Source organism: Pedobacter nutrimenti (assembly GCF_032678445.1).
In the GTDB taxonomy this organism is placed as follows: Bacteria; Bacteroidota; Bacteroidia; order Sphingobacteriales; family Sphingobacteriaceae; genus Pedobacter; species Pedobacter nutrimenti_A.
The window spans coordinates 275478-297813 of the sequence record NZ_JAVTSQ010000009.1 but is presented as its reverse complement, the minus strand read 5'-3'; the positions used below and the strand labels follow the sequence as shown (position 1 = coordinate 297813).

The following is a 22336-nucleotide window of genomic DNA, read 5'->3' as shown; positions in this document are numbered from 1 at the left end:
CTTTACAATTAAAATAAATACATAAAAACGTATTAATGAAGTTAAATATTAACTACATGGAAAATAAAAATCATTATTTAAAAATATGGAGTTTGATCCTGAAAAAGTGGAGCTATATCACAACGATTACCACCGTATCAATAGGGTTAGCATATCTGTTCCTCTACACAAGTACCCCTATCTACTGTGCCAATGCATCATTGAAACTGGAAGATCGAAGATCTGAACTTTCTGAACTCATCACCATCAGAAACATTTATGACCGAAATAGCAAAAGTGAAGCTGAAAAGACAATATTGGCCTCAAGAAATGTAATTGGGAAGGCTATAACTGCCTTGAATTACAAAATTTCCTTTTTTGAATCGCATCCCTTCCGGATGATCAATCTCTATCCGGCCAAGCCCCTCGATATACAAATCCTGGAGTTGAGCGGAAAAAACGAAAATAAAGTGCTTTTTAAATTTGAACCCTTCAACAGAAAAATCTTCCAGCTCTCCTACATATGGGCAGGAAAGAAAACCATCAGAAAGTTCCCGTATAATTCAATAATCATACTTCCAGGCCTGCTCTTCAGGATCCTTACTCCACAGAAAAATATTCTGGAAGGCTGTCTCTTCAAATTCAATGACGAAACCAACTTCCTTAAATACATCATCGAAAAATTGAAAATTGACGACAACCCAAACACAAATATCCTTAAACTTCAATTCAGCGATCCGAATCCTTTCCTTGCCAGAGATATTTTAAACGCAGTCCTCCATGAATATCAAAAGTACGACAAATCACAACGTATTGCCCCCAGCAAACAAACCGCACTCTTCATTGACACCTTGCTAAAAAAAATGGCTTTCGTGCTTTTTCGTTCCTCGTCGGAAATACAAAACTTTAAAACTGCCCGCGGTTTTTCAGATATCTCTTCCAGCACAAAAGAAATGATCACCAGATTATCTGATCTTGAAAAAGAAAAAAGGCAATTATCCATCCTGAACCTAATCAACAAAGAGCTACTCAGGAGCCTGAGCGAGCCAATTTCCACAGATAAATTGAATTATAATTTACAAGGTATTCAAGATCCCCAGCTCATCGCACTTCTGCAAAATTACAACTCCCTTCTACAGAAAAAAACCGAGCTTCTACTCTTCTACAAGCCTGACGCATCTCCCGTTATGTATGTAGACAACCAAATCGGCAATATCAAACAATCTATTCAGTCCACCTTAAAAAATCAGGAACAACAAAATGGAAAACTGATGGCTTACTTCTCTCATCAAATTGCTGACCTCTGCAAAACAATGAGTTCATTTCCAAAAACAGAAAAAGAATTTATAGAACTACAGTCCCGCTTTGAAGTAAATCAGAAAGTTTACAATTACCTTTCTGAAAAAAAGCTGGAAGCCGGAATCTCCGCAGCTGCAATTATATCAGGGATACAGATTATTGATCATGCAACCCTTCCTGATGAGCCTGTATACCCTATCCCAGGTCAGATCTACACCGACTTCGCGCTTGGAGGTGTTCTTACTGGCCTGCTGCTCATCTTCCTGCAATACAAATTAAACACCAGGTTATATGATACCTCTTTAATCAAAGAAATCAGTTCTGTGGCAATAATTGGCTATATAAGAACAGATACCAAAAAAAGAGCCCTTACATCTGTCCTCTCTATAGAAGAACCCAGATCCCACTTCTCAGAATCTATAAAAGCACTCCGTATCAATCTCAACTACCTCTGTATAGAGAGCAGCAGCAAAGTGATTTGTATAACTTCAGGTAATTCGGGCGAAGGCAAGTCATTTGTTTCACTGAACCTCGCTGCTTCTTTAAGCTTAATTGATAAAAAAGTATGTCTGATTGCTACTGATCTGAGAAAGTCAGCGCTGCATATCGATCTATCCATCAACAATCATTACGGCCTGAGCAATTATCTTTCCGGACAGCATACAATCTCTCAAATCTGCCACAAGACCTTTATCAGTAACCTCAGTTTCATTCCCTCCGGACCTATTCCACCTAATCCCTCCGAATTGCTGCAACACCCCAGAATGGAGGAACTGATTGCTGAACTAAAGAAGACCCACGATTACATCCTTCTCGATTCAGCTCCTGTTGGCCTTGTCTCAGATACCGTACCGCTGTTAAAAATATCAGACATTAACCTCTTTATCCTCAGATACGGTATGTCTAAAAAATATTCTGCCGCCCTGCCAGAAAAGCTACTTAAAGAATTCAGACTACCCAATATTTCCCTCATACTGAACGGCTTCGAAAAAGACCATTTTCAACAAGAATATTATAATCTGCCCGACAATTACAGCAAAGACCTATGAAAAAAAAACATGATGTTCTATTCCTTACCTTAAGCAGTTTTTGTGACACCGGAGGAATTCAGAAAGTATGCCGGACAATGAGTAAAGCCCTGTCAGATATTTCTACAGAAAGGAACTCCGCACTGCAGGTCTTTGCCTTAAAAGACCAAACCATACAAGCAGACTCCAGATATATATCTTCCGAACAGTTCAGGGGATTTAACAATCAAAAACTATTGTTCACCTTTCATGCTATTAAAAAGAGTTCATTACACCCAAATGTCCTTATAAGCCATATCCACCTACTGCCTATAGCTTTAATGATCAAGATTTTAAGACCAAACAGCAGAATTATCCTTCTCGCACATGGCATCGAAATCTGGGGAAAGCTTTCTAGATGGAAAGTATGGTTCATAAAACAACACATTCAAATTTGGTGTGTAAGTCATTTTACAGCAGAAACGATCGAAAAAAAGCATGGCATCAAAGGACAAAATGCCTTCGTATTGAACAACTGCCTGGATCCTCATTTCAATATTCCAGGAATACTTCATAAACCGGACTACCTGCTTTCGTACTATAGTTTACAGCCTACACAACCCATACTATTAAGCATCTGCAGGCTCAGTTCAAACGACCGTGATAAAGGTTATTTACAGGTGATTCGGATCCTAAAAAGATTAAGAGAAAGATTTCCAAATATATGTTATCTCCTGGGCGGGTTACCTGACAAAGAAGAAAAGGCTTTCCTGCAGGAACTGATCAGGAAAGAAAACCTGGAAAACCATATCAAATTAATTGGCTTTATTCCCGAAGCCGTACTCACAGATCACTATTTATTATGCGACATTTTTGTCCTTCCAAGTAAAAAAGAAGGGTTCGGCCTCGTATTTACAGAAGCTGCTGCCACGGGTTGCAGAATTATCTGCGGCAACAAAGATGGCAGTAAAGAAGCAATAGCAAATGGCATTTTGGGCACATTAATAGACCCGGAAGACCTGGAAGCTCTTTATCAGGCAATTCTTACCCAGCTCAAAGAATCAGCAAGATTAGAAATGGCCTATGCAAGACAAAACTTATGTCTTATCTATTTCAATTATCCTCAATACAAGTATCACCTTAAAAACTTATTAGGCCATGACTAAGGAACCGCAAATGAAACTGGCCGTATTAATCAGTCACCCCATTCAATACTATGCCCCACTTTTCCAATTACTGGCAAAAAGCATCACACTTAAAGTGTTTTACACTTGCGGAACAACCGCTCTTTACGACAGAAATTTTCTTTGTCAGATCAATTGGGACATTCCACTATTGGAGGGATATGATTACACTTTCTTAACCAATACAGCCAAATACCCGGGGACACATCATTTTTGGGGAATCATCAATCCAGATGCCTGCCAGCAGATCGAAGAATTTAATCCCAGGTACCTGTTGATTTATGGCTGGTCAAACCTTAGCCATTTCAAGATCCTAAAGCATTTTAAAGGCAAAGTCAAAACCATTTTCAGGGGAGACTCCATTTTATCAAATAAACTTTCATTATGGAAAAGACCTTTCAAAAAAATCTTCCTCACCTGGCTATTTACTTACACAGATATCATATTATATGCCGGAACAAACAACAAGACTTATTTTAAACATTATGGTGTAAAGGATGAAAAACTCCTTTTTCTACCACACAGTATAGACAATGAACGTTTTGGCTCAACAGGCTCCGGTAAATTGATCCGCAAAAGTCTGGGGCTAAAGGAGACCGACATCCTCCTCCTTTTCGCTGGAAAATTCAACAAAGGAAAAAACCCAATATTGCTTTTAAAAGCCTTCAAAAAAATCAGTAAAAAGAACCACCACCTCCTTTACATTGGTTCCGGACCACTGGAAACCCTTATAAAAAAAGAAGCGAAAACACACACGAATATCCATATCCTTCCTTTTCAAAATCAGAAAATCATGCCGTGTTTTTATAAAGCCTGCAATCTTTTTTGCTTACCCTCCTTACAGGATACCTGGGGTCTTAGCATTAATGAAGCCATGGCTTGCGGGAAAGCAGTACTGGTATCCGACCAATGTGGCGCCGCCACTGATCTTGTTACAACAACTAATGGAATGATCTTTAAAAGTAATCATCTGGATGACCTCACCACAAAACTTGATCTGCTTCTTCAATGTAAAGAAAAACTTGAAAAGGCAGGGATTGCCTCAGCGAAACTCATCTCTACATGGAATTTTTATGAACAAGTTAAAAGTATCCTAAAATGCCTTTAATGCCCCATATTAAAATCCAGAACCTGCTTACAATTGGCCTCCCCTGGCTTATTTCCGTCGTATTGGCACATCACCCGGTCCTCTCCTATCTAATTGCCTTTTCAGGGTCCTGGTTCATCTTTTACTACACACTTTTTTCACCGTGGAAATACACAAATAGAGATGAAACACCGGGCTTGCAGATCATGCGACCCATTGTTCTTATACAACTCATTTTTGCAGGTTTCATGTGCTGCACCTCTATCTTCTACTTCGCAGATCACCTGGGCTACAAATACTTTGAATCAGTAAAAGGCAATTTCACCATCAGTTCACAAACCTTTTTAATTGCCAAATCCCAACAGATAGCCCTTCTTGCGCATATCGGATTAGTTACAGGTATTCAGTACCAAACCAAAGCCCTGCTTCAGAAATACCAATGTACAATGCCTTTGGCTCCACTATTGACCCGCCTGTATTTCATTTCTTTCCTCTGTACTTTAATACTGGATCACTATCCCTCATGTCTGCAGATCAAATATTATTTACTTCATTTATCCGCCTGCTGCGTGTCTTACCTGTTCGTCTCCGGTATTCTCCACAGGAAATTACGACAGGCAATACCAGCCGGCATAGCCCTCGGCTTACAACTCTTAAATGCCAGCCTCAGCGGTTACAAAGAAAATCTCCTTGTCAGTCTGCTGCTGATCGGTCTCATCTCTTTCCCCTACTTCAGGAAAACGGTTCTAATCTTCTTCCTCCCTCTGCTTTACCTCGTATTCTACACCCTACCTACCCTCACCCTAATGATCAGAGCCTCCTCCTGGAAGAATCATAAACCAGCAAAAGAAGTCCGTCAGGAAGCCCTTGAATCCCTGCTTAGTGAATCCGAAGGAACCAAGATCAGTGACAACAACTGGAATTTCCTAACGCACCGTTTCAGTGAGACAGAAATGTTTTGTCAGTATATCAAAGCTGTACCGGATCAGCAACCCTATTATGGCTTCAAAATTTTAAGGAATTCTTTTTACGCCTTAATTCCAAGAACTTTCTGGAGTCAAAAACCCAATACTGAAAAAGTCTCTATGGAAAGGGTATATACCTGCGGGGCAGTAAACCGTTTATCGGCAGCCTCCGCCAAAACCCGCCCTGTAACCGATGCCTATCTGAGTGGAGGAGCCACGATTGTCTTTTTAGCTATGTTCTTTTATGGTCTGATTGCCCAGTGGCTTTGCAATAAAGCTGAAACCATATTTGGCGGTTATCCACTAGGATGCATCACTATCTTCAATGGTTTTTTTCAACCACTTTGGCGCGGGAACAACTGGGAATTTCTAATCAACAACATTATATATGGCTTTGTCCTGATGCTCCTGCTGTTCCATTTGCTCAAACATTTTCAAATACTTCAAAAACTAAACGATGCTAAAAATCCTCCAGATCACCCCCTCTTATAAGCCCGCTTATGTCTATGGCGGAACCACCACCTCCATTTCCAAATTATGCGAAGAACTCGTCAAAAGCAATTTAGAAATAGAAGTCCTGACCACTAATGCCAACGGACAGTCTGTTCTGGAAACTCCGACAAATCTCCCTTGTCTTGTAGACAATGTCAAGATCTGGTATTTTAAACGCCTTACAAAAGATCACAGTCATCTTTCACCGGCTTTGCTCTGGTATCTTAGAAAGCAGATCAAAAGCCATCATAAACAGCATTTGATCATCCACATTCACTCCTGGTGGAACATGGTCGCCATTTTTTCTATCCTACTGGCTATATGGTACCGCATACCTGTAATTCTTTCACCCAGAGGAATGCTCACTCCTTATACATTGCAAAACAGGAAATCATTGCTCAAGAAACTTTTTCATAAGACCATTGGAAGCTGGCTGCTTAAACGATGTATTATACATGCCACCTCAGAAAAGGAAATGGAAGATCTTTACAAAATCCGACTCCATCCAAAAGACATTTATATTATTCCCAATTTCATCAATTGCCCAAGCTCACTTTTTCACCAGGACCTGACCCCTGAAAAATCTGGTATTACAACAGAAAAGAATGTATTTCGACTTCTATTTCTTTCCAGGATAGAAGAAAAAAAGGGAATAGATCTCCTGTTTAAGGCCTTAAGCAGAACTAAATTTGCATGGACCCTATCTATAGCCGGTCAAGGTTGTCCGGACTATATCTGGTCATTAAAGAATCTAAGTTTTCATTTAAACATCCATCAGCACATCAACTGGACAGGTTACCACAACGAACAGGAGAAATTTGATTTTATCCAAAAACACGACTTGCTGGTTTTACCTTCCCAAAATGAAAATTTCGCCAACGTGATCATAGAAAGTCTCGCCAGCGGCACACCTGTTCTACTCACCAGGGAAGTTGGACTGGCAACCTATGTACTGCAACATAATCTTGGCTGGATCTGCAGATCCAATGTTGCAGATTTAACACACACCCTTTACAAGGCCTATAAGGACATCCGTAAAAGGAGTGAAATCAGGAAATGTGCACCAAAACAAATTCTGACCGATTTCTCCGCCCCCCGTCTGACCATTCTTTATCAGGACATGTACCAGCAAACCCTAAAAAATGCAAACTGACTATACCTTTATCATCCTCACTTTCAACGAAGAAATACATCTTCCCAAACTACTGAACTCTATCAAGGGACTTCAAGCCCCTATTTTCATTTTAGATTCTGGCAGTACAGACAAGACCCTTGATATTTGCAGCACCTATCAGGTCCAATATACCTGCCGTCCTTTTGACAACCACCCTAAACAATGGCACTACGCCCTCAACATCTTCCCTATACGCACGCCCTGGGTGATTGGACTTGATGCCGATCAAGTACTCAGTCCGGAACTGTACAGGCAACTCAAAAATTTCAGACACCAGGATCATCATCACTTAACCGGAATCTATTTCAACAGAAAGTACCTTTTCAGGGGTAAGTGGATCAAACATGGAGGCTACTTCCCTAAATATATGCTCAAGATGTTCCGGTACAACATCGGCTATTCCGATCTCAGTCAAAATATGGATCATCGTTTCCTGGTTTCCGGACCAACGCAAATATGGAGAAAAGGATACCTGATTGAAGAAAATCTAAAAGAAAACCACATCTCCTTCTGGCTGGAAAAACACAACAGGTACAGTGATCTTCTGGCAGAAGAAGAAGTCAACCGATTTTTACAACACCCTAAGAAAGTATGCAGGGCCAACCTGTGGGGTAGCCCCAACGAACGTATAGCCAGGTTAAAACAATTGTGGAATACCCTTCCAAGATACCTGAGGCCCTATCTTTACTTTTTATTTCGCCTCTTTTTTCAAAAAGGGATATTGGACGGAGCAACCGGCCTCTTATACCATTTCCTACAGGCATTCTGGTTCAGGTTAATTGTTGACATAAAAATTGAAGAGCAGTTCAGACTAAAAGGCATACAACCGCAGCCGTCTATCGGCAGGAAATTTGCTTTCAGGTTTCTTCTGTTTTTTCTGCTCCTCTATCTCGGCAACCTGACCTTTATAGGAATAACAACACCCGGAAGGTTCTACAATCAATGGCTGGACCAGCACCTCAACTATATCAGATTCTGGCGTGAATTTAATATTTCCTCTTCCGCAGCCCTGTTGAACCTGATGGGCTACGAAGTAAAAAAAAGCCTGTTTAATCTCCATGTTATTGGCAGATCTGGTTTTCGTCTGGTCTACTCTTGTCTCGGTTATGGGGTCATGAGCGTATTTACAGCCTTCGTTATGGCTTATTCTAAATCCCTTAAATCGAAACTCCTATTCCTGCTGCTGGGGGCAGCAAGCTTCCAAAGCCTCAATTTACTTCGTCTGTTGCTTATTACAATTTATTGGCGGCCAGATTATAGGATAAACCTACATTTTCTATTCAACCTTCTTACCTACAGTATCATGGGGTTCCTGATCATGATATGGGTACGTTCTAAGAATCAATATGGAAACAAAACTAAGAAAAGCCTTTAACAAAGGATCCTATCATCCGGGAGCCAGTAAGCTTAAACTCAGCCTCTGGTATTTAACCAGCTTATTGTTGTTCAGGTCCGGACTGCTTCCAAGCAGTACCCTGCTCGTTGGCATACTCCAATTATTTGGCGCAAAAATCGGAAGTGACGTACGCATCAAACCCTTTATCCACATTAAATATCCATGGAAGTTGTCATTAGGCAACCATTCCTGGCTAGCAGACTGTTATATAGAAAACCTGGAAGAGGTTCGCATAGGAAGGAACGTTTGTATCTCGCAAAAAGCGATATTGCTCACCGGAAATCACGATTACACAAAAAGCACCTTTGACCTGCGCAATGCAGGAATAACAGTAGAAGATGGTGCATGGATCGGAACTGGGGCGACCGTATGCCCCGGTGTTACTGTAGGAGCGCACGCGGTATTGACGGTAAGTTCAGTAGCCACGTCTAATTTGGATACATTTACAATTTATTCAGGAAACCCGGCCGTTAAAATCAAGGAAAGAATAATTAAGTAGCCGGCATCAGCTGTTTATTGCCCCCTCAATAATAGTTTTCAACTGACTGGCCTGTATAACCCCGGATTGCCTCCATTTAATCTGTCCTCCCTTAAATAAAATTAAGGTAGGTACACCCTGAATCTGGTAGATCCTGGAAACGGAAGGGTTCTTATCCACATCTACTTTAAGTATCGTTGCCTTATCTCCGATCATCCCTTTAAGCTGATCTAGTATTGGCGCCATCATTTTACAAGGGCCGCACCATTCGGCAGAAAAATCAACCAAAACAGGTTTATCCGATTTTATAATTTCTGAAAAATTTGCCATCGTACTCTAATTTAGAATTGTAAAAATAAGAACAATAAACCAGCCATCTGGTTTTAATTGTTTACCGACTGTCCAAGATTAAAAATCTTATTTTAATATAAAACCCTATTTTTGTCATACGCCCTAAATAAATACCCTATGCAGAAATCTCCTATTGATAAAATTATAGCCCCGGTTAGCAAATTTATTCATCTGGAGTATACCAGTGGAATTGTTTTACTGCTCAGTGTCATTGCAGCTATTATTTGGGCAAATTCACCTTATCATGATTCTTACCACCAGGTCTGGGATCTCCATTTGTCAGTAGGCTTTGATAAACATGTGTTCAACCAACCCCTGCACATCTGGATCAACGATGGCTTAATGGCTATTTTCTTTTTTGTCATTGGACTGGAACTCAAAAGGGAATTTATGGATGGAGAACTTTCCAGTATGAAAAAAGCCTCCTTACCCATGATGGCCGCTCTGGGCGGAATGATCGTTCCCGCACTGATTTATTTTTTCATGAATAAAGGAATGGAATCTGAACACGGATGGGGGATTCCCATGGCTACAGATATCGCCTTTGCCCTTGCTTTGCTATCCATGGCAGGAAAACATATCCCTTCTTCTGTAAAAGTATTTTTATCTGCCCTTGCTGTAGCCGATGATCTTGGAGCAGTCTTGGTCATTGCTTTTTTTTACAGTTCAGACTTAAATTTCATTCCACTTGGTATAGCCGGACTTTTTCTGGTCATCATGATGATTGGAAATCTCCTGGGCATCAGAAGCAGCGCATTTTATCTGATCATGGGACTAGTCGTCTGGATGGGCTTCCTGCTTTCGGGGGTTCATGCCACGATCGCCGGTGTATTGGTTGCCTTTACCATTCCGGCCTCTACAAAGATCGACGAAATGATGTATGCAAAAAAAATCAAAAAACTCGCCACAGATTTTGAGCAGGAAATACCCAATAATAGCACATTGACCACGCCTCAACAGCACCAAACCATTGAAGAGATTAAGAAATTAAGTACCGCTGCAGAAACCCCATTACAGAAAATTGAATATGCCCTTCATCCCTGGGTGGCTTTTATTATTATGCCCTTATTTGCACTTGCCAACTCAGGCATGGTCATTAAGTCCGATTTTTTTACTGCACTGCTAAACCCAGTGAGTATGGGCGTAACCTCTGGCCTCATCGTGGGCAAATTTACGGGTATTTTACTCTTTACCTGGCTCATGGTGAAGTTAAAAATCTCTCGTCTTCCAGATCAGGCCAACTGGACCCACATTACAGGTGTCGCCTTATTGGCTGGTGTAGGCTTTACCATGTCTCTGTTTATCAGCAACCTCGCCTTCACCAGTGAAACCATGATCAATCAGGCCAAATATGGTATTCTGCTCGCTTCCGTTGTTGCCGGCATTTTAGGCACCATCGCCCTCAAAAGAACACCTGCTCCCAAAAAGGGCTAATATTTTTAGAATTTATGATCAGTAACAAACAACTTTTCCTTCTCAACAATGCACAAACTTCTACCAGTCCTAATTTACTGGAAATCGATTATGCAGAAGGAATCTATCTATACGATAAACAAAAGAAATCCTATATTGATTTGGTTTCCGGATTTGCAGTAAGCAATATCGGACACCGACATCCAAGAGTAATCGATGCCATAAAAGCACAACTGGACAAATACATGCACCTCACGGTCTACGGAGAATATGTACAAAGCCCGATGATCCTTTTCGCGCAAAAACTCATCTCGGTCTTACCAGAGACATTGAACAATGTTTACTTTGTCAATTCAGGTGCCGAAGCGACAGAAGGCGCCTTAAAACTCGCCAAAAGATATACCGGCAGAAGCGGTATCATTTCCTGTTTCAATTCCTATCATGGCAGTACCCACGGTGCATTAAGCGTTATGGGAAATGAGCATTACAAGCAAGCCTACCGCCCACTCCTTCCTGATGTGCAATTTATCCACTTCAATGAAGAAGCAGAGCTCTCCATGATCACAGAGGAAACCGCTTGCGTGATCATGGAAACCGTCCAGGGAGAAGCCGGCATCCGTGTTCCCTCTGAAAATTACATGACCAAACTCCGCAACCGCTGCACCGAAGTTGGTGCTTTACTGATCCTTGATGAGATTCAGGCCGCATTTGGTCGTACCGGAAAATTATTTGCCTTTGAAAATTTTGATATTGTTCCTGATATTCTATTGCTAGCCAAAGCCCTTGGAGGAGGTATGCCAATCGGTGCCTTTATTGCCAATAGAGAAGTTATGGGGGTACTTAAAGAAAATCCGATCCTGGGACATATCACTACATTTGGCGGCCACCCGGTTTCCTGTAGCGCAGGTCTGGCCAGTCTGGAGGTGATACTGGAAGAAGAACTCGTTAAAGACGTCAATAAAAAAGGAGAACTTTTTCGCAGGCTTCTTGTCCACCCGCTAATTAAAGAAGTTCGCGGTAAAGGTTTAATGCTCAGTATTCAGCTGGATAGTTTTGACCAGGTAGAAAAAGTAAGTGCCCTATGCAGGGAACGCGGTGTCGTAATAGACTGGTTTTTACATTGTGAAACCGCCATGCGGATCGCCCCTCCCTTGATCATTAAAGAAGAGGAAATCCATACAGTTTGTAAAACGATTATAGAAGTACTGGATCTCTTATAAGATGATTTAACCTGCCACAGGCAAAGCAAAACAAAAGCGACTCCCCTCACCTAAAGCACTTTCAACCCAGATCCTGCCTTGTTCAGCCTCAATAAAATCTTTCGAGATGGCCAGTCCAAGCCCGGATCCGGATTTATTGTTTCCATCAGTAGGCACCTGAAAATAGCGATCAAACAATCTTTGCTGATATTGTTCTTCAATTCCCTTTCCAAAATCACGAACCGAAAACTCAACCTCACTATTCTTTTCTAAAACCTGGATCACCAGTTTAGATTTCTCCGGACTGTACCGAAGCGCATTGGAAAGAAAATTAATCAGTACCCAGGCGGTCTTCTCTACATCAGCATTTACCATGGGTAAAGAATTTTTACTCACCAGCTCTAAGTGTATGTGTTTCTGGTCGGCCTGCAATTTCACAGATTCTATTGCATAATCCACAATTTGTCGGGGATCAGATTTCACAAAATTCAACTGCAGGTTTCCCGTTTCTACCTGTGCAAGATCCAGCAATTCGCTGGTAATTTTAAGCAAGCGATCACTATCTTCATTAATGTGCTCCACCAGCTCTTTCTGCTCCTTATTCATATCGCCTACCCTTTCATCCTTAAGCAATTTAAGGCTCATTTTAATTGAAGAAAGCGGAGTTTTCAGCTCATGGGATACCGTAGCAATAAAATTTGTCTTTGCCTGGTCCAGTTCCTTAAATTCTGTGATATTTTTGAGGATATAAACCTTACCCGCCGATTTCCCGGAAGCGAAAATCACATTATTCTCCTGGTCCTCAAAATTAGGGATCACAATTTCCCTGCTCTCCAGTTGGAAATGAGATTCCTTCTCATTGGCATAAATCTTTAGGTTCTGGTCTTTCCCCTGACCGTTTAAGATCCGGTTCAAAAGTTCATTCTTTTTTTGCAGATCAGTTGCATTCTGACCAACCACCTGGGCCGGAGAAAGACTGATCAGTTGTGCAGCAACTTTATTGATAAACAAAACATCCTGTTTATCATTCAAACCTATAATCGCATCATCCATTTGTTCAATAATGGCCTCTATCCGCAGCTTCTCTGACTTCAGCTCCGCCAGATTGCTGTTCTCCCATTTATTGAGCTGCAAAGCCATTCCATTAAAGGCTGCAGCCAATTCAGAAAACTCATCATTATTATGAAATTCCAGACGCTGTTTATAATTCTTCTTACTGATTTCGCGTATGGCCTCTGTAAATTCCTGGAGCGGATTGGCCACAAAACCAGGAAAATTCACTATAAAACTAAATAAAATCAAAAAGCTGATGGAAGCTGCAAAAACCAGGTATAACGTAGCTTTAGAAACAGATGCTTGTGCGGCATCATTCTTCCTCACAATTGCCCTCATGTTCACGTCTTCAATCGTTCTCAGCTGCGCACGCACCTTTCTTAAAGCCGTTTGTTGCGCAACTGCAGCTACCCCGGTTACCGTCATTTCCTGATAAGCCTGTTTTAATGCTTTTACAGCAGTGCCTTCACCAACCTCCGTTATATTCTTTTCTTCTCCTTGCAACTGCTGCTCAAAATCCTGTTGTACAACAGGTGTAAGCGGCAAATCGTGCTCATCAAGCAGCGTTCTCATGGCCCCGGTAAACTTCAGTGTTTTGTAATTGTCCTTCAGGATGACCTTTGCACTGCCGGAGATCTCATTCAAATAGAAAAGTGAAATGGAACCGAAGAAGAGTACCATCACGAACAGGAATCCAAATCCGAGACGGAGTTTTGTTTTGATCTTCATTATTATAGATATTAATTATTCTTTGCTAACTCAAAATCACCAGATCGGTATCCCGCATGGCCAGACTTCTCAAAAGCTGGTTAAAGATAGCCGTTCGCATCATCACCTGAAAGAGATTCAAATGCGGCTTTCCGATACATATTGTTGTAATTTCTTTTTCTTCTGCAACTTTTATAATTGTCTGTGTCACCTGGTCACTTTTTATTTTCAAAACCTCTGCCCCAAGTTCAGTGGCCAGCTTCAGGTTATTGATCAAATGGCGTTGCTTATCCAGTTTGATTTTATCCCCGCTTTCACTGCTGCTCTGCACATATAATACAATCCATGGAGAACGATAATACGAAGCCAGCCTTGCCGTTTTACGGATCACCACTTTGGCCGTATCTGCATTCGAAGAAATACAGGCCAGAAAGCGTTCCGATCTTAATTTAATTTGCTTCGGCACTTCCAAACTTACCTTGCGCTCTACCTGGTGGGCCACTTCCTTCAGCGCCAGCTCCCTAAGCTGCAAAATTCTTTCCGGCTGGAAGAAATTTCCAAGCGCTGTGGCAATCTTGCTCTTATCATAGATTTTACCTTCTTTTAAACGGGTAACCAGCTCATCAGCTGTTAAATCTATATTGACAATTTCATCAGCAATTTCCAGAATTTTATCTGGTATCCTTTCTGTAACGGCAACTCCGGTAATATGTTCTATCTCTTCATTAATACTTTCCAGGTGCTGGATATTCACCGCAGAAATCACACTGATGCCCGCATCCAGTAAATCGAATACATCCTGCCAGCGCTTTGCATTCTTGCTACCCTCTGCATTGGTATGGGCCAGCTCATCTACAATAACAACATCCGGGTGGATGCTCAAAATGGAATTCAAGTCCATTTCCTCCAGCTCCTTACCCCGGTAAAAAATCTTTCTTCTTGGAATCAGCGGCAGGCCCTCCAGCAAAGCATGGGTTTCTTCCCGCCTGTGCGTTTCGATATATCCAATCTGAACATTTACTCCCCCCCTCAACAAAGCATGAGCTTCCTGCAGCATACGAAATGTCTTCCCCACACCAGCACTCATGCCAATATAGATCTTCAATTTTCCCCGTCTCGATTTTTTCACCAGTTCAAGGAACTTTCGTACAGAATCTTCTTTGTTGTCTTCCATGTTACTTCTTATTCAAAAACAGCACAAAGAAGATTTTGCTTCTTTATGCTGTCATTTTTTTATTTATTAGAACGATACCGCAATACTTCCCGTAATCAGACCATTGTAATTTACCAAATCCTGATCCCTTTTAAACACCTTATCTTTACTGTTGTATAATTTTCCTTCCAGTCTCAGCACCGCATTTTTAACAGGTGCATAATCCAGGTTTAGCGAATACCCCGTTGTCTTGAAGCCTTGAGGCGTTCCTGTCGCTATGAATACTCCATTTTTATCGTTATAATATTCTATTCTACCTGCAACAGCCCATTTAGGATCAAATTTATACTGAGCAATTGCTACTGGTGCAAAAACATGATGATAAGTACTGCTTCCCTTTGATGTTTGTTGTGTACCATAATCAACACCCAGGGTCACACCAAATTGTTCATCCAATTGAAAGATTCCATATAAATTATGATAAAACCTCCTCACACTCACAGAATCGGCACCTTCCTTTCCTAAATAATTACTATAGTTTACGGTGATTTTTTCTGTTGGCTTCCAGGTCAGTTGCACACCACCAGCAGGCTTGCTGTTACCGTCCTGTCTGCTGATCCGTTGCCAGCCATTCAAATACAATACCGATGCACTGAACTGGCCATCAGCAGTTGCATAACTTAACTTTGCTCCTGTTTCAAAATAAGGTGTATTCTCAGAAGAAATATTCCTGGTCAATACCCAGCAATCCTTTGAGATCGCACTTTCAAATCCAATATGTGAAGAGAATACCCCCGCATCTAGCCACAAATTTGCCTTTTTAGATAGTTTAATACCAGCATTGGCTTCGTAAATGTTTTTCAGCACACCAGATTCCGCACTCATATTTGCATTGGCGTATGTACCCGCCATTACTGCAATATTTGCCCGGATATTACCGTCGTCATAGGCTCCTTTAAGATAGGCTAAATTGACATTCACTTCATTACTTCTGTTATGTGAATAAATAAACCCCGGTCTGTTGTTGTCCGAAGGTTTGTTAAAATCGTATCCATAATAGGCTTCTACATAGCCCGAAAATTTAACTTTTGAATCTTCTTGTGCGAATAAATTGACGCTTGCAGCTAATCCTGCAATTAATGTGATTATTTTTTTCATTAATATTATTGTCTTTCAATGGTAATGAAGCGATCAGGAGCTGTTGTTATTTTATTTGGAAGCTCAGGATGGTTTCATTAATATTGTTGTGTAAGTCCTGTGGAGCTACCCAGATCCTGCAACTTGGCAAACGCGTAGGATCGGGTAACTCTTGGGATTGTTTCTATTTCTTTAAGTTATCCAGTGCAACATTTAATTTCAATACATTCACTTTACTTGGCCCAAAAAGACCAAATAAAGGATGTTCCGTATTTTGGGCCACCAGATCAGCCACTGTTTTTTCATCAAGCTTTCTAAATTCAGCTACCCGTTTGATCTGGATAGCAGCCCCCTGCTCCGAAATATTTGGATCCAGTCCACTACCTGAAGCCGTAACCATATCCGCAGGAATCTCCCCTTTTTTCAGGTAAGGATGATACTTCACTAAAGTATCCAGTCTATTTTGAACATCCTTTTCATAATCAGGATTGGAAGCCGCTTTGTTAGAACCCCCAGAACCAGCCGCATTATAGGAAACTGCAGAAGGACGGCCCCAGAAATACTGGGGTTTGGTAAAGGATTGGCCAATCAGCGCGTAACCAACCACCTTTCCATTCGACATGATCTTCTCTCCCTCTCCTTTGCCTTTGGAGAATCCACCGGCAAAAGAAAGAAATAAAGGATAAGCTCCGCATAGCAATACCAACAGTACCACAGTGAGACGTATAGATTGTAATAAGTACTTTTTCATGATATATAATTTTTAAACGAACAGGCCAACAGCCAAATCAATGAGTTTAATTCCTATAAATGGAGCGATAACACCACCCAAACCATAAATGAATAAATTTCTTCTCAGCAAGGCACTTGCACCGATCGGTTTGTAGGCCACACCCTTTAGAGCCAGTGGGATCAAAATCGGAATAATGATCGCATTAAAGATCACTGCCGACAGGATCGCACTTTCCGGACTATGCAGTCCCATAATATTCAGGCTTTCTAAAGCCGGAATAGAAGCGATAAACAAAGCCGGTACAATAGCAAAGTATTTGGCCACATCATTTGCAATAGAGAAAGTGGTTAAAGTACCCCTGGTGATCAGTAATTGTTTACCAATTTCAACAATCTCGATCAGTTTGGTTGGGTCATTATCCAAATCCACCATATTCCCCGCCTCTTTAGCAGCCTGTGTTCCACTATTCATCGCTACACCTACATCTGCCTGGGCCAAAGCCGGCGCATCATTGGTACCGTCTCCCATCATGGCCACCAGTTTCCCCTGCATTTGTTCCTCTTTGATATAGTTCATTTTATCTTCCGGCTTCGCCTCAGCAATAAAATCATCCACCCCCGCTTTTTCTGCAATATATTTTGCCGTTAAAGGATTATCGCCAGTAACCATTACGGTTTTAACCCCCATTTTGCGCAGACGTTCAAAACGCTCGCTAATTCCTGGTTTAATAATATCCTGTAATTCAATCACTCCAAGGGCTTTTTCATTTTCAGAAACCACTAAAGGTGTTCCCCCGTTGGAAGCAATATTTTTTACCTCGGTTTCAATATCAGCAGGAAAATGATTCCCAGCTTTCTCTACAATATTACGTATCGAATCAAATGCCCCTTTACGAATTCTTCTGCCATCAGGTGTATCTATTCCACTTGATCGTGTTTCAGCCGTAAATTTAATGAACTGAGCGCCCTCAGGTGCTTTGCGTAAAGCCGGCCTTCCATCTGCACTGGCCAGTTCGATAATAGATTTACCTTCCGGAGTTTCATCTGCAAGAGAACTCAATACACAAGCCTCCACAAAAGTATTCGGGCTTATTCCCTCAGTGGGATGAAAGTTAGTTGCTTTACGGTTACCGATCGTAATGGTACCTGTTTTATCCAGCAACAATACATCAATATCACCTGCGGTTTCCACAGCTTTACCAGACTTGGTGATCACATTAGCCCTCAGCGCCCTGTCCATTCCCGCAATACCTATGGCTGACAGTAAACCACCGATTGTGGTTGGGATCAGACATACGAATAAAGAAATTAAAGCCGCAATGGTAATCGGTGTATTGGCATAATCAGCAAACGGCTTCAGCGTTACACAGACAATGATAAACACCAATGTAAAACTTGCCAGCAAAATGGTCAGAGCAATCTCATTTGGCGTTTTTTGACGGGAAGCTCCTTCCACCAAAGCAATCATCTTATCCAAAAAGCTTTCACCTGGCTCGGTACTTACCTTTACCTTGATTTCATCAGACAAGACCTTGGTTCCACCAGTCACAGAAGATTTATCTCCCCCCGACTCCCGGATCACAGGTGCAGACTCTCCGGTAATAGCAGATTCATCAATCGTAGCTATCCCTTCGATGATCTCTCCATCTGTTGGAATGATATCACCTGTTTCGCAAAAGAACACATCGCCTTTTCTCAACTGGCTGGACGAACGCATTTCAATAGAACCATTGGCCAATACCAGTTTAGCAGGAGTTTCTTCGCGGGTTTTACGAAGACTATCTGCTTGTGCTTTACCCCTGGCTTCTGCAATAGCCTCTGCAAAATTTGCAAACAGTACCGTCAGCAGTAACACCAGAAATATGATAAAATTATATAATGCAGATCCTTGTCCACTATGGCTTATGGAGTAGACAGTGACATAAGCCATCACGATCGTGCCTATTTCCACCGTAAACATAACCGGGTTACGAACCATTACCCGCGGATCCAGCTTAATAAATGATTGTTTTAATGCGGTTTGCACCAATGCAGGTTCAAATAATTTATTTGAAGTTTTCATTTTTATTATTTAAATAAGGTAAAATACTCTGCCAAAGGACCTAAAGCCAATGCAGGGAAATATGAAAGGGCATTCAAAACCAGGATCACCGCAAAGGTCATCAGGCTAAATGTCAACGTATCGGTTTTTAAAGTACCCGCTGATTCAGGGATAAATTTCTTGGCACCCAGTAAGCCAGCAATCGCTACAGGACCTATAATAGGAAGGAATCTGCCCAGCAACAATACAAAACCAGTAGAAACATTCCAGAATGTATTACCGTCGCCCAGTCCTTCAAAACCAGAACCGTTATTGGCATTCGAAGAGGTCATTTCATACAACATCTCTGAGAAGCCATGGAAACCAGGATTGTTTAACCAGGTCTTAGGCTGAACAGCCCAGGCTGCACCACCATGATTGGTAAATACATAAGCGGCAATAGCCGTACCTGCAAGAATCAGAAAAGGGCTCAGCAAGGTAATCAACGCCGCAATCTTCACCTCTCTGGCTTCGACCTTATGGCCCAGAAATTCCGGCGTGCGGCCTACCATTAAACCAGAAATAAACACGGCTATAATCAGATAAATAAAATAGTTCAGCATACCGACGCCACAACCTCCATAAAAAGAGTTGATCATCATACCCAGCAATTGCCATAAACCGGTCAAAGGCATCCCGCTATCGTGCATACTGTTTACAGAACCTGTAGAAATAATGGTAGTCACCGTACTCCAGTAGGCCGACACAGTAGGTCCAAAACGCACCTCTTTGCCTTCCATGGCACCAGTGGCCTGCGACACGCCCATTTTGGCAATAGCAGGATTACCACCAAGCTCGCTGCTCATCGTCGGTAACAACAGCATTAACATACCAATGGTCATTACTCCAAAGATCATCCAGGCCAGCTTTTTGCGGCGGATAAAATACCCAAAGGCAATCACCATAGCTATAGGAATAATCACCTGAGCAATCAATTCCACCATATTGGTCAGGTAATTTGGGTTTTCCAAAGGATGTGCAGAGTTGGCACCAAACCATCCACCACCATTGGTGCCTAAATGTTTAATGGCAATAAATCCGGCAGCAGGTCCTCTTGACACATGTACAGTATCTCCCTGCAGGGAAATAAACTGGTCTTTGCCCTGGTAACTGGTTGGTGTACCACTAAACGCCATTATAAGCCCCATTAAAACAGAAAGCGGAAGCAATAAACGGGTAATAGATTTTACAAAGAATTCCCAGAAGTTACCAAGAGAGGTCGTTGTTTTGTCTCTGAATGCTTTAAAGAAAACCACAGCTGCTGCAATCCCGGTGGCTGCACTCACAAATTGCAGGAACATCAATACAAAATGCTGCGTGAGGTAACTTACGCCAGACTCCCCAGAGTAGTGCTGCAGGTTACAGTTCACCACAAAACTGATGATGGTATTAAAGGCTAGATCAGGTGACATTCCTGGATTACCATCCGGATTTAGCGGCAGTTTATCCTGCTGAAGCAAAACAAAGAAACCATACACCAGCCAAACCAGGTTAATGGTCATCAAGGCTTTCATATGCTGTTTCCAGTTCATCTGCTCCTTAACATTGATGCCCGAAAGTTTATATATCCCGTTCTCCAGGGGTTTTAGAAAGTCTGTCCAGACCTTTTCTCCGGCAAATACCTTGGAAAGGTAAATTCCCAGAGGGATAGCCAAAACTACCGTTAGCAGGTAGGTTGCTATGATTCCAAATAATTCAGTGTTCATTTTTTAATTGTTGAAAAGCGATTTTAAAATTTTTCGGGTTTGATTAAGACGTACACCATATACAGGAATACGGCAATTGCGATAATGAATAATGCGATCATGTGATTTAGATTTTTTCGAACCAGTCGATTGATTTATAAAACACCCAGCAAAAGGCAAGCAGGGCTAAAAGAAGAATAAATGTGACCATAGTTGTATATTTTTAATACCAATAACCAATCTGTATACCACACTCAAGAGAAGCACACACAATACACTGATTATCAGACATAAAACAGCAAATATTTATTTTTAGCATTTTTTTAAACGCAAAAAACCCTTCCAAAATGGAAGGGTTTTTATCATATTGAAAAAGAGGATAAGAATTAACTGATTTTATATTCTTCCATCTTTCGGTAAAGTGTAGTCAATCCTATCCCCAGCAAGCGCGAAGTCTCCGTTTTATTACCCCTGGTAAATTTGAGTACTTTGATGATGTGTTGTTTTTCTATGGCTTCCATACTCATGGAATCATCTTTGGCACTATGCACATGAAATTCATAAGGCAGCAGGCTCGCTGTTAATACCTGAGTATCGGCCAGAATCACCACCCGTTCCATTACATTTTTGAGCTCTCTGATATTGCCTTTCCAGGAATGCTCTTGTAAAAGATGGGCAAAATCTTCTTCCATCGTAAAATCAGGTTTATTTACCTTGGCCGCAAATTCTTTCAAATAATGTTTGGCTATCAAAGGGATATCGATCTTGCGCGCATTTAAAGGCGGCAGTTCGATAGAAAAAACAGAAAGTCTGTAATACAGATCCAGCCGGAATTTTCCTGCCTCTGCTTCTTCTTTCAGATCCCGGTTGGTTGCCGCAATAATCCTGACATTTACTTTTTTAGTTTGTGTATCACCCACTTTAATATAGGTCTGGTTCTCCAGTACCCGAAGCAATTTGGCTTGCAGGTCCAGGTTCATTTCCCCAATTTCATCCAAAAACAGCGTTCCTTCATTAGCCTCTTCCAGTAAGCCCTTTTTGTCTTTTAGTGCACCGGTAAAAGCACCCTCCTTATAGCCGAAAAGCTCGCTTTCCAGCAGTTCGGGGTTAAAGCCGCTGCAGTTTACAGCTACAAAAGGTTTCAGGCTCCGTAAACTTTCGTAATGAATAGCCTGCGCAAACACCTCCTTACCTGTACCCGTTTCCCCAAGGAGCAATACTGTGGTATCAGTTGATGCTACCTTCCTGGCCAGTTCCAAAGCCTCTTTGATGGCTTTTGACTGTCCCAGAATTGCATCAAAACTGTATTGCCGGCTCACCTTATTTTCCAGCTCGTATACCCTGAGCTGCAATTTGGCCTTATCCATAGCTTTATACACCAATGGAATGATCTTATCGTTATCATCTCCTTTGGTAATATAGTCAAAGGCCCCATTCCTCATGGCCATTACCCCATCCTGGATAGTACCAAAAGCTGTCAGATTGATTACCTCAGTATAAGGCTTTAATTTCTTGATCTGTTTAACCAGCTCTACGCCATTAATATCTGGTAATTTCACATCACTGATCACCACATCAATTTCCTGATTGGCAAGAAGTTTCAAGCCTTCCTTCCCGGTACCAGCCTGAAAAACCTTAAAACCTTCCAATTCTATAATGCGCGCCAAAAGACTGCAAATCTTCTTTTCATCGTCTATAATTAGAACGGTATTCTGCATAAACTGATAATTTAAGCAATATTAAGCATTAATATTTTATCAAAAT

Annotated in this window: 18 protein-coding genes; 9 read left to right on the top strand and 9 right to left on the bottom strand. The window is 41.5% G+C overall.

Going from position 1 to position 22336, the window contains the following annotated elements; all coding sequences use genetic code 11:
- Positions 1-56: 56 nt before the first annotated feature.
- From R2S08_RS17990 to R2S08_RS17960, 7 genes are read left to right on the top strand one after another with little or no spacing between them, the layout of a single operon-like run.
- Positions 57-2327, top strand: coding sequence for a polysaccharide biosynthesis tyrosine autokinase (locus R2S08_RS17990; RefSeq protein ID WP_316836431.1), 2271 nt, complete (start codon positions 57-59; stop codon positions 2325-2327).
- Complete coding sequence (locus R2S08_RS17985; protein WP_316836430.1) at positions 2324-3451, top strand: glycosyltransferase family 4 protein; 1128 nt, start codon at positions 2324-2326, stop codon at positions 3449-3451. The genes R2S08_RS17990 and R2S08_RS17985 overlap by 4 nt, the downstream gene beginning before the upstream one ends.
- Positions 3444-4577, top strand: a complete 1134-nt coding sequence (locus R2S08_RS17980) for a glycosyltransferase family 4 protein (RefSeq protein ID WP_316836429.1) — start codon at positions 3444-3446, stop codon at positions 4575-4577. Before R2S08_RS17985 ends, R2S08_RS17980 begins: the two co-directional genes overlap by 8 nt.
- Complete coding sequence (locus R2S08_RS17975; protein WP_316836428.1) at positions 4577-6013, top strand: exosortase Y-associated Wzy-like protein; 1437 nt, start codon at positions 4577-4579, stop codon at positions 6011-6013. Before R2S08_RS17980 ends, R2S08_RS17975 begins: the two co-directional genes overlap by 1 nt.
- Positions 5979-7166: an XrtY-associated glycosyltransferase XYAG1 gene (locus tag R2S08_RS17970; protein WP_316836427.1), complete on the top strand. Its 1188-nt coding sequence runs from the start codon at positions 5979-5981 to the stop codon at positions 7164-7166. Before R2S08_RS17975 ends, R2S08_RS17970 begins: the two co-directional genes overlap by 35 nt.
- A complete protein-coding gene (locus R2S08_RS17965; RefSeq protein WP_316836426.1) occupies positions 7156-8562 on the top strand; it encodes a glycosyltransferase family 2 protein in 1407 nt (468 codons plus the stop codon). The genes R2S08_RS17970 and R2S08_RS17965 overlap by 11 nt, the downstream gene beginning before the upstream one ends.
- Positions 8534-9082, top strand: a complete 549-nt coding sequence (locus R2S08_RS17960; protein WP_316836425.1) for a WcaF family extracellular polysaccharide biosynthesis acetyltransferase — start codon at positions 8534-8536, stop codon at positions 9080-9082. The genes R2S08_RS17965 and R2S08_RS17960 overlap by 29 nt, the downstream gene beginning before the upstream one ends.
- 6 nt (positions 9083-9088) lie before the next feature.
- Here the strand turns inward: R2S08_RS17960 and trxA are convergent, their stop codons facing one another.
- Positions 9089-9391, bottom strand: coding sequence for a thioredoxin (trxA, locus tag R2S08_RS17955; RefSeq protein ID WP_316836424.1), 303 nt, complete (start codon positions 9389-9391; stop codon positions 9089-9091).
- Between the two features lie 138 nt (positions 9392-9529).
- Here trxA and nhaA point away from each other — a divergent pair, with 138 nt between their 5' ends.
- Both nhaA and R2S08_RS17945 read left to right on the top strand, forming a co-directional pair.
- Positions 9530-10846: a Na+/H+ antiporter NhaA gene (nhaA, locus tag R2S08_RS17950; protein WP_316836423.1), complete on the top strand. Its 1317-nt coding sequence runs from the start codon at positions 9530-9532 to the stop codon at positions 10844-10846.
- A 14-nt stretch (positions 10847-10860) separates the two neighbouring features.
- Complete coding sequence (locus R2S08_RS17945) at positions 10861-12045, top strand: aspartate aminotransferase family protein (protein ID WP_316836422.1); 1185 nt, start codon at positions 10861-10863, stop codon at positions 12043-12045.
- Between the two features lie 6 nt (positions 12046-12051).
- Here R2S08_RS17945 and R2S08_RS17940 read toward each other — a convergent pair whose 3' ends face one another.
- The 8 genes from R2S08_RS17940 to R2S08_RS17905 all read right to left on the bottom strand — a co-directional run bounded on the left by R2S08_RS17940 (position 12052) and on the right by R2S08_RS17905 (position 22290).
- A complete protein-coding gene (locus R2S08_RS17940; RefSeq protein WP_316836421.1) occupies positions 12052-13806 on the bottom strand; it encodes an ATP-binding protein in 1755 nt (584 codons plus the stop codon).
- Between the two features lie 25 nt (positions 13807-13831).
- Complete coding sequence (locus R2S08_RS17935) at positions 13832-14959, bottom strand: sensor protein KdpD (protein WP_316836420.1); 1128 nt, start codon at positions 14957-14959, stop codon at positions 13832-13834.
- Positions 14960-15025: 66 nt separating this feature from the next.
- Entirely contained in the window at positions 15026-16096 is a 1071-nt protein-coding gene (locus R2S08_RS17930; RefSeq protein WP_316836419.1) for a porin, read from the bottom strand.
- 163 nt (positions 16097-16259) lie between these two features.
- Positions 16260-16826, bottom strand: a complete 567-nt coding sequence (kdpC, locus tag R2S08_RS17925; RefSeq protein WP_316836418.1) for a potassium-transporting ATPase subunit KdpC — start codon at positions 16824-16826, stop codon at positions 16260-16262.
- Between the two features lie 12 nt (positions 16827-16838).
- Positions 16839-18869, bottom strand: a complete 2031-nt coding sequence (kdpB, locus tag R2S08_RS17920; RefSeq protein ID WP_316836417.1) for a potassium-transporting ATPase subunit KdpB — start codon at positions 18867-18869, stop codon at positions 16839-16841.
- A 5-nt stretch (positions 18870-18874) separates the two neighbouring features.
- The gene (kdpA, locus tag R2S08_RS17915; protein ID WP_316836416.1) at positions 18875-20593 is read right to left on the bottom strand and encodes a potassium-transporting ATPase subunit KdpA; all 1719 of its coding nucleotides are present in this window, start codon (positions 20591-20593) and stop codon (positions 18875-18877) included.
- Between the two features lie 23 nt (positions 20594-20616).
- Positions 20617-20694 carry a potassium-transporting ATPase subunit F gene (locus R2S08_RS17910; protein ID WP_108555258.1) on the bottom strand — a complete coding sequence of 26 codons (78 nt, stop codon included), beginning with the start codon at positions 20692-20694 and terminating at the stop codon, positions 20617-20619.
- A 264-nt stretch (positions 20695-20958) separates the two neighbouring features.
- Entirely contained in the window at positions 20959-22290 is a 1332-nt protein-coding gene (locus R2S08_RS17905; RefSeq protein ID WP_316836415.1) for a sigma-54 dependent transcriptional regulator, read from the bottom strand.
- Positions 22291-22336 lie beyond the last annotated feature (46 nt).

What these genes read in the sequence shown, in the direction of transcription:
- R2S08_RS17930 (WP_316836419.1), bottom strand. Translation starts at nt 16,096, where the DNA reads ATGAAAAAAATAATCACATTAATTGCAGGATTAGCTGCAAGCGTCAAT.
- R2S08_RS17985 (WP_316836430.1), top strand. Translation starts at nt 2,324, where the DNA reads ATGAAAAAAAAACATGATGTTCTATTCCTTACCTTAAGCAGTTTTTGT.
- R2S08_RS17960 (WP_316836425.1), top strand. Translation starts at nt 8,534, where the DNA reads ATGGAAACAAAACTAAGAAAAGCCTTTAACAAAGGATCCTATCATCCG.
- R2S08_RS17975 (WP_316836428.1), top strand. Translation starts at nt 4,577, where the DNA reads ATGCCCCATATTAAAATCCAGAACCTGCTTACAATTGGCCTCCCCTGG.
- nhaA (WP_316836423.1), top strand. Translation starts at nt 9,530, where the DNA reads ATGCAGAAATCTCCTATTGATAAAATTATAGCCCCGGTTAGCAAATTT.
- R2S08_RS17910 (WP_108555258.1), bottom strand. Translation starts at nt 20,694, where the DNA reads ATGATCGCATTATTCATTATCGCAATTGCCGTATTCCTGTATATGGTG.
- R2S08_RS17945 (WP_316836422.1), top strand. Translation starts at nt 10,861, where the DNA reads ATGATCAGTAACAAACAACTTTTCCTTCTCAACAATGCACAAACTTCT.
- R2S08_RS17935 (WP_316836420.1), bottom strand. Translation starts at nt 14,959, where the DNA reads ATGGAAGACAACAAAGAAGATTCTGTACGAAAGTTCCTTGAACTGGTG.
- R2S08_RS17965 (WP_316836426.1), top strand. Translation starts at nt 7,156, where the DNA reads ATGCAAACTGACTATACCTTTATCATCCTCACTTTCAACGAAGAAATA.
- kdpA (WP_316836416.1), bottom strand. Translation starts at nt 20,593, where the DNA reads ATGAACACTGAATTATTTGGAATCATAGCAACCTACCTGCTAACGGTA.
- R2S08_RS17980 (WP_316836429.1), top strand. Translation starts at nt 3,444, where the DNA reads ATGACTAAGGAACCGCAAATGAAACTGGCCGTATTAATCAGTCACCCC.
- kdpC (WP_316836418.1), bottom strand. Translation starts at nt 16,826, where the DNA reads ATGAAAAAGTACTTATTACAATCTATACGTCTCACTGTGGTACTGTTG.
- R2S08_RS17970 (WP_316836427.1), top strand. Translation starts at nt 5,979, where the DNA reads ATGCTAAAAATCCTCCAGATCACCCCCTCTTATAAGCCCGCTTATGTC.
- R2S08_RS17990 (WP_316836431.1), top strand. Translation starts at nt 57, where the DNA reads ATGGAAAATAAAAATCATTATTTAAAAATATGGAGTTTGATCCTGAAA.
- kdpB (WP_316836417.1), bottom strand. Translation starts at nt 18,869, where the DNA reads ATGAAAACTTCAAATAAATTATTTGAACCTGCATTGGTGCAAACCGCA.
- trxA (WP_316836424.1), bottom strand. Translation starts at nt 9,391, where the DNA reads ATGGCAAATTTTTCAGAAATTATAAAATCGGATAAACCTGTTTTGGTT.
- R2S08_RS17905 (WP_316836415.1), bottom strand. Translation starts at nt 22,290, where the DNA reads ATGCAGAATACCGTTCTAATTATAGACGATGAAAAGAAGATTTGCAGT.
- R2S08_RS17940 (WP_316836421.1), bottom strand. Translation starts at nt 13,806, where the DNA reads ATGAAGATCAAAACAAAACTCCGTCTCGGATTTGGATTCCTGTTCGTG.